This window comes from bacterium (assembly GCA_028820935.1).
Lineage (GTDB): Bacteria > Actinomycetota > Acidimicrobiia > Spongiisociales > Spongiisociaceae > Spongiisocius.
On the sequence record JAPPHZ010000038.1, the window covers coordinates 73,278 to 85,025 of the forward strand.

The 11,748-nt window shown below is 66.8% G+C and carries 10 protein-coding genes; 8 read left to right on the forward strand and 2 right to left on the reverse strand.

Going from position 1 to position 11,748, the window contains the following annotated elements; all coding sequences use genetic code 11:
* Window positions 1-50 precede the first annotated feature (50 nt).
* From OXM57_11480 to OXM57_11490, 3 genes are all read left to right on the forward strand, one after another.
* Complete coding sequence (locus tag OXM57_11480; GenBank protein MDE0353299.1) at window positions 51-1,178, forward strand: alcohol dehydrogenase catalytic domain-containing protein; 1,128 nt, start codon at window positions 51-53, stop codon at window positions 1,176-1,178.
* Entirely contained in the window at window positions 1,175-2,395 is a 1,221-nt protein-coding gene (locus OXM57_11485) for a mandelate racemase/muconate lactonizing enzyme family protein (GenBank protein MDE0353300.1), read from the forward strand. The genes OXM57_11480 and OXM57_11485 overlap by 4 nt, the downstream gene beginning before the upstream one ends.
* Before the next feature lie 175 nt (window positions 2,396-2,570).
* Window positions 2,571-4,352, forward strand: coding sequence for an AAA family ATPase (locus tag OXM57_11490; GenBank protein ID MDE0353301.1), 1,782 nt, complete (start codon window positions 2,571-2,573; stop codon window positions 4,350-4,352).
* A 21-nt stretch (window positions 4,353-4,373) separates the two neighbouring features.
* Here the strand turns inward: OXM57_11490 and OXM57_11495 are convergent, their stop codons facing one another.
* Window positions 4,374-5,465, reverse strand: coding sequence for a zinc-binding dehydrogenase (locus tag OXM57_11495; GenBank protein ID MDE0353302.1), 1,092 nt, complete (start codon window positions 5,463-5,465; stop codon window positions 4,374-4,376).
* Between the two features lie 144 nt (window positions 5,466-5,609).
* Here OXM57_11495 and OXM57_11500 point away from each other — a divergent pair, with 144 nt between their 5' ends.
* Together OXM57_11500 and OXM57_11505 are read left to right on the forward strand one after the other, a co-directional pair.
* Complete coding sequence (locus OXM57_11500) at window positions 5,610-7,103, forward strand: DUF4349 domain-containing protein (GenBank protein ID MDE0353303.1); 1,494 nt, start codon at window positions 5,610-5,612, stop codon at window positions 7,101-7,103.
* 103 nt (window positions 7,104-7,206) lie between these two features.
* A complete protein-coding gene (locus OXM57_11505; GenBank protein MDE0353304.1) occupies window positions 7,207-8,025 on the forward strand; it encodes a 2,3,4,5-tetrahydropyridine-2,6-dicarboxylate N-succinyltransferase in 819 nt (272 codons plus the stop codon).
* A gap of 119 nt (window positions 8,026-8,144) precedes the next feature.
* On the opposite strand, the gene OXM57_11510 is transcribed toward OXM57_11505, so the two are convergent.
* Window positions 8,145-8,468, reverse strand: a complete 324-nt coding sequence (locus OXM57_11510; protein ID MDE0353305.1) for an iron-sulfur cluster insertion protein ErpA — start codon at window positions 8,466-8,468, stop codon at window positions 8,145-8,147.
* 144 nt (window positions 8,469-8,612) lie between these two features.
* Here OXM57_11510 and pdhA point away from each other — a divergent pair, with 144 nt between their 5' ends.
* Genes pdhA through OXM57_11525 form a run of 3 tightly spaced genes read left to right on the forward strand, consistent with a single transcriptional unit; the run spans window position 8,613 to window position 11,735 of the window.
* Window positions 8,613-9,659 (forward strand): pyruvate dehydrogenase (acetyl-transferring) E1 component subunit alpha, encoded by a 1,047-nt coding sequence (gene pdhA / locus OXM57_11515; GenBank protein ID MDE0353306.1) that lies wholly within the window; start codon window positions 8,613-8,615, stop codon window positions 9,657-9,659.
* Window positions 9,650-10,624, forward strand: a complete 975-nt coding sequence (locus OXM57_11520; protein ID MDE0353307.1) for an alpha-ketoacid dehydrogenase subunit beta — start codon at window positions 9,650-9,652, stop codon at window positions 10,622-10,624. The genes pdhA and OXM57_11520 overlap by 10 nt, the downstream gene beginning before the upstream one ends.
* A gap of 1 nt (window position 10,625) precedes the next feature.
* The gene (locus OXM57_11525) at window positions 10,626-11,735 is read left to right on the forward strand and encodes a dihydrolipoamide acetyltransferase family protein (GenBank protein ID MDE0353308.1); all 1,110 of its coding nucleotides are present in this window, start codon (window positions 10,626-10,628) and stop codon (window positions 11,733-11,735) included.
* Window positions 11,736-11,748 lie beyond the last annotated feature (13 nt).

Below are 11,748 nucleotides of genomic sequence, written 5' to 3' on the forward strand. Positions count from 1 at the left end.
GCAGGTGCGACAATTGCCGACGGCGATCGGGACCGATGTCGATGACGTACGTGAGTAGCAGAGCCCGGACCTCCGGTACCACGGTGAGGGCTGCGGTATGGGATAGTCCTCGGTCATCGCTGAGCGTCGAAGATGTGTTGCTGGCCGATCCGGCGTCCGGCGAGGTGGGCGTTCGGGTCGTGGCAACAGCAATCTGCGGAAGCGACCTCGCCTACGTCGACGGCCACTGGGCGTCGGCTAGTCCTGCGGTGTTCGGCCATGAGGCGGCCGGTGTAGTCGACCGGCTCGGCCCGGGTGTGACGGATCTGGCAGTGGGCGACCGGGTGGTCGTGACGCTGATCAGGAGTTGCGGATCGTGCCGCCGTTGCTTGGCGGGGGCGCCGGTGGGCTGCTCGGGCCGGTTCGCGCTGGACGAGTGCGGTCCGCTGCGCGGCGCCTGCGGGTCGGAGATCTGGCAGGGCCTGGCGGTGGCGGCGTTCGCCGAAGCGGTGACCGTCCACCGATCCCAGGTGGTCTGGGTGGGTCCGGAGATCGCCCTGGACGTGGCGGCGCTGCTGTCCTGCGGCGTCCTGGCGGGCGTGGGGGCCGTCCGCAACACCGCTCGGGTCGAACCAGGATCGTCCGTGGTGGTGCTCGGCGCGGGCGGGGTCGGCCTCAACGTGGTGCAGGGTGCCCGTCTGGCCGGTGCGGCGAAGGTGATCGCAGTCGATCCGGATCAGTGCCGGCTGGCCGCGGCCCTGCGGCTGGGCGCGAGCGCCGCGGTCGCGGTCGGTGGCGATGTGCAGGATGAGGTCCGGGCGGCGACAGACGGCGAGATGGCCGACTACGTGTTCGTGGCCACGGCGGCCGTATCGGCAATCGAAACGGGACTCGACCTGCTGGCGAGGATGGGGACGCTGGTGCTGGTGGGTATGCCGCCGAGCGGGGCGAGGGTTAGCCTGGACCCGGTTACGGTGGCGAGTAGGGGCCAGCGGATACTCGGCTCGAAGATGGGCTCTGCCCGGCCGGACCGGGACATTCCTGCCCTGGCCGCCCTCTACAGGGAGGGTCGCCTGGAGCTGGACGGCCTCATCACCGGCCGTTACGCGCTCGATGAGATCGAGGAGGCCCTCGGGTCGTCTCGCAGCGGTGACACCCTGCGCAACGTGATCATCACCGACGAGAGCCTGATCGCATGAGGATCGCAGACATCGAGACCTTCGTGGTGACCAACCCGAGACCGGATCTCGGCGGGCCCTACTTTGTTTTCGTGAAGCTCACCACCGATGACGGGATTGTCGGCTACGGCGAGCACTACGGGGCCACCTTCCGCCCTGCCGTGGTGGAGTCCATGCTGGAGGACCTGGCCGGGGCGTTGCTGATCGGTCGGGACCCGTTCCTGATCGAGCGCTTCTGCCGGAGCGCCTACGGGCGGGGGTTCACGGCTCGACCCGACGTCACCCTGGGCGGCGCAATCAGCGCGCTGGAGATGGCCTGCTGGGACATCATCGGCAAGGCCGTGGACAAGCCCGTCCACGCGTTGCTCGGCGGCCAGGTGAGGGATGCGGTGCGTTCCTACACGTACATATACGACGAACCCGGCATCGAGGGTGATGCCGTATACCGGGATCCCGAGCTGGCGGCCCGCCGGGCGGCCGCATACGTGGCGGAGGGTTTCACCGCTCTCAAGTTCGATCCGGCCGGTCCCTACTCCTCCATGGGCGGGTACCAGCCGCTCCTGGAGCGGATCGAGCTCTCGGCCCGGTTCTGTTCGGCCATCCGCGAGGCGGTCGGGACGGACGCCGACATCCTGTTCGGCACCCACGGGCAGTTCACGCCCGCCGGCGCGATCCGGCTGGCGGCGAGGCTGGAGCCCTACGATCCGCTGTGGTTCGAGGAGCCGGTCCCGCCGGACGATGTCGAGGGGATGGCCCGGGTCCGCCGGCACACCTCCATACCCATAGCCGCCGGAGAGCGCCTCACCGGCAAGATGGAGTTCGCCCGCCTCCTGGCGGCTTCGGCGGTCGACATCGTCCAGCCCGATCTGGGGCGGTGTGGCGGGCTACTCGAAGGCAAGAAGATCGCCACCATTGCGGAGGTCCACGGTGCCCAGATCGCGCCCCACTGCTACTGCGGGCCGATCGTGGGTGCCGCCAACCTGCAGCTGGCCGCCTGCTCTCCCAACTTCCTGATCCTGGAGGCGATCGAGGACTGGGGAGGGTTCCACGCTGAGCTCCTCAAGACCCCGTTTAGGTTCGAGAACGGATGCACTGTCGTCCCGACGGCCCCGGGCCTGGGTGTGGAACTCGACGAAGAGGTCCTGGCCGCCAACCGTTACGAGGGCGACCGTCTCCACATCGAGATGGTCGACGACCCGGTGGACCACAACGACCCCCGCTGGACAGGCCGCGGGTGACCCCGTCTCACGGCCAACGGGAGATCGACCTCTGATCCAGGCCGGGTTGTCATCACCGAAGGACCGGGGCGTGGGTCCGGACCTTCAGGACGGAACCTGATGTCTAGCCTCGTGAGATCACCATGGTGCTGGTCACAACAGGATGGCACGGTGCCTGTAACGTATGCGAGTATCGATGCTTACCAAGCTGACGATCCGCAATTTCAAGGGCCTGGCAACGGCGGAGATCGAACTGGGAAATCCGGTCGTCTTCGTCGGACCGAACGACTCCGGAAAAACCTCGGCTCTCCAAGCCCTCACTCTGTGGGATCTCGGGTTGCGTCGCTGGGCCGAGAAGCGTGGGAGCCAAGCACCGCCGGAGAGGCCGGGGGTGGCTGTTAACCGCCGGGATCTAGTGGGTGTGCCCGTTCCGTCGGCCCGCCAGCTCTGGCGAGCGCTAAGGGTCCGCGAGACGTATCGCGACGAGAGTGGGCAGCGTACTCGCAACATACGGATTGACGTGATCGTCGAGGGAGTGACACGTGGTGAGTCCTGGTCGTGCGGGCTGGAGTTCGACTACACCAACGAGGAAGGCTTCTACTGCCGTCCCATCCGTACCGACCCTGATGGAGCGGAACGCATGCCCGTCATCCCCGAGGGCCTCAGGCCGCGAGTCGTGATGCTTGGTCCGATGTCTGGTCTCATCTCCAACGAGACCCGGCTGGAGCCGGGGGCGATCAACGTGAGGTTAGGAGAGGGCCGAACCGCCGAGGTGCTGCGCAACATTTGCCTCCAAGTGCTCGAGTCGCCGGGAGGTGAGGAGCGGTGGGAGGGGATATCGCAGCGCCTGGAGAGGATGTTCGGCGCAATACTCGACCGACCCCGGCTGGTTCCTGAGCGGGGTGAAGTCGAACTCACTTACCGGAATCAGGGCGGTTACCGGCTGGATCTCACCACCGCGGGACGCGGCATGCAACAGACCCTCTTGCTGCTGTCCTTTATCAGCCTACATTCCGACAGTGTGGTGCTCCTAGACGAACCGGATGCTCATATGGAACTACTAAGGCAACGCGAAATCTACGGTTTGCTCAGCGAGGCTGCCGCCGGTAACGGCACCCAGGTCATATGCGCGTCGCATTCGGAGGTTGTTCTCAACGAGGCATTGACTTCCCCTGATCCTGACGCGGTGGTGGCTTTTGTTGGTGCCCCGCATCGGGTCGATCACAAGTCACAAGTGATCAAGGCCCTCCGTGATATCCGATTCGAGGACTACTACCAGGCCGAGATAACGGGGTTCGTTCTGTATTTGGAAGGCTCTACCGATCTGAGCATGCTCCGAGCCTTCGCCGAGGTACTGGGCCACCCGGCGGCTCCCGTACTGGAGCGACCGTTCGTCCATTATGTAGAGGACAAGCCCAATAAAGCACGCAGCCACTTTTTCGGCCTCAGGGAGGCCAAACCCGACCTGGTCGGATTCGCGCTCTTCGACCGGATTGACACCCGGCTGGATCCTTCAGGACCACTCGTGGAATACAAGTGGTCGCACCGTGAGTTCGAGAATTATCTGCTCCCATGGAAAACGCTCAGAGAGTACGCACGATCAGAGGGGCTGAAGGCCGCGGCCGGTCCACTGTTCGAGCAGATCGAAACGCGTCGGTGGGTCGATGCGATGGAACATGCCATCACCGAGCATGTGCCACGGGTCGCTCGCCGCAACACCCATGATCCTTTCTGGATCGATACCAAGATCAGCGACGACCTGTTCCCGCGGCTATTCGACACCTTCTTCGGCGAGATGGATTTGCCCAACCGGATGCGTAAGGCCAACTACCACCGGCTTATCCGCGGCCTGGAAGCCTCGGACGTCCATAACGAGGTCCTGTCGGTGCTCGACACCATCCTCGCCCAGGCCCGGGGGGCTTGTCCGCTACCCAAGGCTGATTGCCAGGCCCCCAGGACCATTGGACACTGGGATTGAAACCAATGCCGGAAGACGACATCAGAAGACGATCAGCCCGCGGGCCTGTTCACCGGCTGCGAGGGCGCGGAAGGCTTCGTTGGCCTGGTCGAGGTCGTATCGCCGGGTGATCAGATCTCCGATCCTCAGCCTGCCTGCGATGGCCAGTTCGACCATCCTCAGGAACTCCACAGCGGGATTGCTGCTGCCGTAGTTGGAGCCCAGGATCCGGCGCTCTCCCTGGATTAGCTGCATGGGGTTCACGGAGAAAGTCTCGTCAACGCCGGTCAGGCCGATCACCACCTCGACTCCCTGCGGGGCCAGAATACGGAGGCCCTGTTCCATGGCCTCGGTGCTGCCGACTGCGACGATGCACGCGTCCACTCCGTGACCGGTCAGCCCCATGACCCTGTCGACCAGGTCCTCCTTGGTGGAGTTGACGGTGTGGGTGGCGCCGAACTCCCGAGCGAAGTCCAGCTTGGAGTCGATGACGTCGACACCGATGATCGGGTCGGCGCCGGCGAGGGCGGCAGCCTGGACAGCGTTGAGGCCGATGCCCCCGCATCCCAGGACCGCCACGCCCTGGCCCTCCTTGACGCGGGCCGTATTGACCACCGCCCCGAAGCCGGTGGTGACCGAGCATCCGATCAGCGCCGCCAGGTCGAGCGGGAAGTCTTTCCGGATCCTCACGGCACCTTCCTCGGGAACCACGATGTAGGAGCCGTAGGTGGCTGGACCGTAGTGGTAGACGTCCGCGCCCCGGTAATGGAAGCGGGTTGTCCCGTCTGCCATCCGGCCGAATGGAGCCTCGTTGAGGCAGAGCGCGGGATAGCCCAGTTGACAGGGTCGGCAGGTCAGGCAGTTGGGCGCCCAGGAGATGATCACGTGGTCGCCCGGCGATAGCGTGCGACATCCCGGGCCCACCGCGTCGACGATGCCGGAGCCCTCGTCACCGAGCACGATCGGGGTCGGTGCGCCGGAATGGGTGCCGTCGGCGGTGAGCAGGCAGCTGTGGCACACCCCGCTGGCGGTCATCTTGACCCGTACCTCACCATCTCGGGGATCGTCGAGGTCCAGCTCGAGCATCTTCATGGGCTGGCGCGCCTTCACGAGAACAGGTGCGGTAATACGCATGTCTTGCTTCCTTGTGGGGCGTCGCGAGTGGCGCCCGGCTCCGGTGGTGGGGACCGCAGTCGGGAGCTGCGGATTCTCAGGGCAGGATCATATGCGGCCGGCCGTACCCTGGCGCCAACCCGGCTCCGGGCATAGCGTAAGGCGATGGATAGAGTGGTTGCCATGGCCGTTGGTTGGGATCGTCTCCGTAGGAGACGCTCCACTAGCTCCGGGGCGCGGTCCCAGTTCATCTACTGCCTGATCGCCCTCGTCCTGTTCCTGGCGGCTGCGTGCGGCGGAGACGATTCCGAAGCAGAATCCGAGATGACCATGGCGGCTGCCACCGTGGCCGCCGCCGGCATGTCGGACGAGGCCATGGTGACCACCACCTTGGCAATGTCGTTCTCCGAAGCGGCCGCCGCCGAGACCGAAGAGGCAGCCGCAGATGGGTCCGACTTCGCGTCATCGGCGGCTGCCGGTTTACCCGCAACGACTCCGGCCGACCTCGGGCGTGACATCATCTATCGGGGAACCATCTCGGTGCGAGCGTCAGATGTCGAGGCGGCCGCTCGTGAAGCTGTCAACATCGTGCAAGCATTGGGGGGATTCGTCTTCGGGCAGCAGGTCAGCAGTAGCCCCGAGCCCGAGTCCCGCCTGACGTTCAAGGTGATGCCTGCCGACTTCATGCCGGTTCTGGAGAGCCTTTCCCGCGTGGGCGAACTGGTCGACAAGCAGATCACCGCCGACGACGTGACCGAGCGGATCGTCGACTTCAGGAGCCGGATCGCCACCGCGGAGGCGAGCGTCCTGCGCCTAAGGGACCTCTTGCAGGAGGCGCCCGACCTCGAGAACGTGGCCCTGATCGAGCGGGAGCTCGTCCAGAGGGAGACCGATCTGGAAACCCTGCGCGGGCGCCTGCGAACCCTGACCGATCTGGTCAGCCTGGCCACCATCGAGATGGCCATCCTCCAGCTCCACGAACCGGTCCCCGAGACCGGCATCGCCGTGTACGCGTGGGTTTCCGACTCGGACGAGGATCCCTGCCTGGGCGAGGAGGTGCTCGTAACCTCCCCCGATGACGACGCCTACTTCTGCGTCCAGGTGGAGAACACCGGCGAGGTGGCCCTCACCGACGTGGACGTGTCCTCCGAGGCCCTCCGGCTACGTCCCCAGGACGGCCGCACCGACCAACGGTCGTTCCAACTGGTGGCGGGAAGCTTCGACAGGATCGAACCGGGGGCGCTGCTCAGCGCGGTATTGCACGAAACCATACGCGACGGGCGGATCGCGGGCCGGGTGGCTACCAGGGGCGGCATCGAGGTCAGATTCCAGGTCTCCGGCACGCCGGTTCCCGATGATGGCGTCCCACTGGACGCGGTGACCAACGACGCGATCACTTTCGTGGTGGTGGACGAGGAGGAGGGACCGCCGTCCTTCGTCGATTCGGTCCGTACTGGTTACCGGGGCGCGCTCCGAGCTCTCGGCTACATCGTGGCGACCGTCGGCCTGCTGCTGCCCTTCATCCCCGTCGTGGTCGTGATCGGCGCCCTCTACTGGTGGATCCGGCGGTGGATACGCGATCGCCGATCTGCTCGGTTGGTCCGCGCAGACTCGAGCCCGGACCGTTCGCAACACCCACCGGACGAACCGAACGACTAGCCGTCCGTCCGCGCCGGGGGTCGATTCCGGAAGAGCGGATCGATAAGCTGCCAGTCCAGCGACCGATCCGCCGACAGACTCACCGGAAGGAGTGTCGATCACCATGACAATCACGGATCTCGAGAGGGTCATCGCCGCGGCTGCGGAGCATCCGAGCGCGATGGAGGACCACGAGGTGTCGGCGGTCGAGCAGACCGTGGAACTGCTGGACCGTGGCGAGATCCGGCTGGCCGAGAAGGTGGACGGCGACTGGATCGTCCATGGCTGGATCCAGCAGGCCATCAACCTCTACTTCCGGGTGCCTGAGATGGAGACCTTGCACGCCGGGCCGCTCGAGTTCTACGACAAGATACCGCTCAAGCACGACTACGAAGGCCGGGGCAACCGGGTGGTGGCCGGGGGCATAGCCCGTTACGGGAGCCACCTCGAACCCGGAGTGGTGATGATGCCCAGCTTCGTCAACATCGGCGCCTACGTCGGCACCGGGACCATGGTGGACACCTGGGCGACCGTCGGCAGCGGGGCCCAGATCGGTCGCCGGGTGCATCTGGCCGGCGGCGTGGGCATCGGCGGCGTGCTGGAACCGCCGGGAGCGCGGCCGGTCATCGTCGAGGACGACGCCTTCATCGGTTCCCGGTGCATCGTCGTGGAGGGGGTGATCGTCCGCGAGGGTGCGGTCCTGGCGGCCCAGAACTCGCTGACCGCCTCGACCCACATCGTCGATGTCACCCAGGACCCGGCGGTCACCTACAAGGGAGAGGTTCCGGCGGGTGCGATCGTCATCCCCGGCAGCCGGAGCCGGGAGTTCCAGGGCGGTACCTACGAGGTGAACTGCGCCCTGATCATCGGTAGGCGGACCGGCACGCACGACGACAAGCTCGCCCTGATGGACGCGGCCCGCGACTTCGGCTTCGCCCTGTAGCCACGGCGAACGGGGGCGACAACCGGTTAGGAGAGGCGGAAGCCGGGATGATGCAGCACCCGGGGGAGGGCCGCCACTCCGGTTCGAGCCACTCGGCTAGCGGACCCGGCTGTCCGCTGTCAGCCGCATCCGCAGCCCCCGCCTGACGGGTTGGCCTTCATGACGGTGAAGCCCTCGCCCTGGGGCGTCTGCACGTAGTCGATCGCTACGCCCTCCACTGCCTCACGGGTCTCGTTCGCCACAGCCATCTTCACTCCGTGGGCCTCGAACACCTCGTACTCGTTGCCCGCCTCCGGCATGAAGGCGAGACCGAACATGGTTCGGCAGCAGCCCTGCCCTGCGGGAAAGACATGCAGGTAGGCCCTCTCCGGCGCTCCCTCGCTCAACTCGATCACCTTTTCGGCCGCTAACGGTGTCAGGTCGATCAGCGTCGTGTCGGTCATTACGTGTCCTTCCGTCCTCGGCGCCTCCGCCGGACCATGCCCGCGTACCGGAGTGGTTGTCACACATGGATCATTCGGCCTGGCCGGACCTTCGAGCCGATGTGAGAGTCGGGCTTCGCTGCTGGACACTGTAGCCTCCAGGCCATGCTTCTCGAGTGCCGGCAGGTACTGGCTGCCGACGGTACTGTCATCGATGGCCGGGAGCCGGATGTCTCCACTGTGGCGGCCAGGTATGCCGCGATGACGGAGGCCCGCCTGTACGACCGCAAGGCCTCCGCCCTCCAGCGTCAGGGCCGGCTGGCCACCTACGCCCCCTACGAGGGACAGGAGGCGTCGCAGATCGGCGGGGTGGTGCCGCTGGCTCAGGAGGACTGGCTGGTGGCCAGCTACCGGGATGCGGCGGCCATGCGCTTTCACGGCTACCCGTGGAAGAACCTGCTCCTCACCCGCATGGGCGACGAGCGGGGTGGCCATCCGCCCGAGGGGGTGAACGCGACCCCGCCCTCGATAACGGTGGGCGGGCACATGATCCACGCGGTCGGGATCGCCTGGGCCGAGAAGCTCAAGGGGACCGGTGCGGTGGCGCTGACCATGTTCGGCGACGGGGCCACCTCCGAGGGGGATTTCCACGAGGCCATGAACTTCGCCGGGGTCTATCGCACACCGACCGTCTTCTTCTGCCAGAACAACGGTTGGGCCATCTCCATGCCCAGATCCCGCCAGACGGCTTCCAGGACCATCGCCCAGAAGGCCGAAGCCTACGGTCTCCCCGGCGTGCAGGTCGACGGCAACGACGTCCTCGCGGTCGAGGAGGTGGTGGCCGAGGCGGTGGACCGCGCCCGGTCCGGGGAGGGGGCCACGCTGATCGAGGCCCTGACGTACCGGGTCCGCGGCCATACCACGGCCGATGACGATCGCCGTTACCGGGCCCGGGAGGAGGCGGCGGGATGGTTGGGCAAGGACCCGCTGGAGCGGGTTCGCCTGTGGCTGGAGCGGCGGGGGGCCTGGGACGAGGACCGGCAATCGGGGATCGAGAGCCGGGCTTCCCGGCGCATCGAGGCGGCGGTGGCCGAGGCCGAAGCGGTCGTTTCGTTCTCGGCGGGAGAGATCTTCGACGCTATGTACGAGGCACCGACCGGACCGCTGGCGGCCCAGCGCCGGCGCGCCGAGCGGAGTACCCGATGGGAGTGATGACCCTGGCGCAGGCTCTGAACGAGGCCCTCGACATCGCGCTGGACGACCCCCGCGTGGTGCTGATGGGCGAGGACATCGGGACGACCGGGGGCGTGTTCCGCATCACCGACGGCCTGGTTCGAAAGCACGGCTCCGAGCGGGTGATCGACACGCCGGTCGCCGAGTCGGGGATCGTGGGCGCCGCATTCGGCATGGCGATCGCCGGCCTGCGCCCCATCGTCGAGATGCAGTTCATGGGGTTCTCGTATCCCGCCTACGACCAGGTGATCAGCCACGTGGCCCGGATCCGGAGCCGGTCGAGGCACCGGTTCACGGCTCCGATGGTCATCCGGCTTCCCTACGGCGGGGGGATCGGGGCGTCGGAACATCACAGCGAGTCCACCGAGGCCATCTACGCCCACATTCCCGGCCTCAAGGTCGTGGTCGCCTCCACTCCTGAGAACGCCAAGGGGCTGCTCCTGGCGGCGGTCGAAGATCCCGATCCGGTGATATTCCTGGAGCCCATCCGGGCGTACCGGGCGGCGCAGGGCGAGGTACCGGACGGTCGCTACGTCACTCCCATCGGCGCCGGCATGCTCGAGCAGCGAGGTTCCGACATCTCCCTCATCTCCTACGGTGCGATGATGCGTGAGACCACCGAGGCCGCCCACCGCCTGGCCGCGGAGGGTGTCTCCGTAGAGGTGATCGATCTGCAGAGCCTCGTCCCTCTCGACGCGGACATGGTGGTGGCATCGGTACGCAAGACGGGAAGGGCGGTGGTGATCCATGAGGCTCCTCTCACAGGCGGTTACGGAGCCGAGATAGTCGCCCTGATACAAGAGAGGGCCCTGTACTCGCTCCGGGCACCGGTGCGGCGGGTGACGGGCTGGGATGTCACCGTTCCCCTCCGGCTCGCCGAGCACCACTACCTGCCCTCGGCGGGCCGCATCGTCTCCGCGGCACGTTCCGTTCTGGAGGCCTGAGATGGCACACGAGTTCCGCCTTCCCGATGTGGGAGAGGGTCTTGTAGATGCGGTGATCGTCTCGTGGTACGTGGACCTGGGCGAGGCGGTGGGGCTCGACCAGCCTCTGGTGGAGGTCGAGACCGACAAGGCGGTCATCGATATGCCGTCGCCGTTCGCCGGCGTGTTGCTGCACCGAGGCGGGGAGGACGGCGAGACCATAGAGGTCGGGTCGCTCCTCGCGGTGATCGGGGAGCCCGGCGAGAGATGGGCGCCGGCTGCGGCAGCCTCGGTGGCTGAGGAACCGGCGGCACCGGTGGTGGGTTCCCTGCCGGAGACGGGCGCGGCGCGGCCCGGGGGGCCTCAAGCCCTGCCGATGGTACGCAAGCTTGCCGAGGAGTTGGGGGTGGACCTGTCCGGTGTCCGGGGCACCGGTCCCTTGGGGCGTGTCACCGAACAGGACGTCAGGGCCGCCGTTTCCGATCGACCTACCGTTCGAGCGCCGATGTCCCGCTTGCGCCGGAGGATCGCCGAGAACCTGGCGCGCTCGTGGCGGGAGATACCGCACGTGACCACCTACGGTCACGCAGACTCGGACAACCTGCTCGCGGAGCGCTCACGGCTCGGTAAGCCCCCGGTGGAGGCATTGCTGATCGCCCGGCTGGTGCCGGTGCTGGTCCGGTTTCCCGCCTTCAACTCGGCGGTCGAAGGCGGCGAGATCGTCGAGCGGCGCTTCCACGACATCGGGTTCGCGGTCGACACACCCCACGGTTTGGTGGTGGCGGTGGTGCGTGACGCCGGGGACCTGCCGGTCGAGGAGGTCGCCGGGGAGGTTCGACGGCTCGCGGAGGGTGCGATAAAACGAACCCTGGGCGTGGACGAACTGCGCGGCCAGACCTTCACCATCTCGAACATCGGAGCGGTGGGGGGTGGCCTGGGCACACCGATCATCCCGTACGGCACCTCCGCCATCCTGTCGGTCGGGAGGGCCGGACTGCGGCCGGTCGTGAGGAACGACCGTCTCGAGATCATTCGCCAGTTCCCCCTCAGCCTCTCCTACGACCATCGCATCATCGACGGCGCGGAGGGGCGGCGTTTCATAGCGGCGGTGATCGCAGCTCTGGAGAGCTGAACCGGTTCCCCGA

What these genes read in the sequence shown, in the direction of transcription:
- OXM57_11485 (MDE0353300.1), top strand. Translation starts at nt 1,175, where the DNA reads ATGAGGATCGCAGACATCGAGACCTTCGTGGTGACCAACCCGAGACCG.
- OXM57_11490 (MDE0353301.1), top strand. Translation starts at nt 2,571, where the DNA reads ATGCTTACCAAGCTGACGATCCGCAATTTCAAGGGCCTGGCAACGGCG.
- OXM57_11495 (MDE0353302.1), bottom strand. Translation starts at nt 5,465, where the DNA reads ATGCGTATTACCGCACCTGTTCTCGTGAAGGCGCGCCAGCCCATGAAG.
- OXM57_11500 (MDE0353303.1), top strand. Translation starts at nt 5,610, where the DNA reads ATGGATAGAGTGGTTGCCATGGCCGTTGGTTGGGATCGTCTCCGTAGG.
- OXM57_11505 (MDE0353304.1), top strand. Translation starts at nt 7,207, where the DNA reads ATGACAATCACGGATCTCGAGAGGGTCATCGCCGCGGCTGCGGAGCAT.
- OXM57_11510 (MDE0353305.1), bottom strand. Translation starts at nt 8,468, where the DNA reads ATGACCGACACGACGCTGATCGACCTGACACCGTTAGCGGCCGAAAAG.
- pdhA (MDE0353306.1), top strand. Translation starts at nt 8,613, where the DNA reads ATGCTTCTCGAGTGCCGGCAGGTACTGGCTGCCGACGGTACTGTCATC.
- OXM57_11520 (MDE0353307.1), top strand. Translation starts at nt 9,650, where the DNA reads ATGGGAGTGATGACCCTGGCGCAGGCTCTGAACGAGGCCCTCGACATC.
- OXM57_11525 (MDE0353308.1), top strand. Translation starts at nt 10,626, where the DNA reads ATGGCACACGAGTTCCGCCTTCCCGATGTGGGAGAGGGTCTTGTAGAT.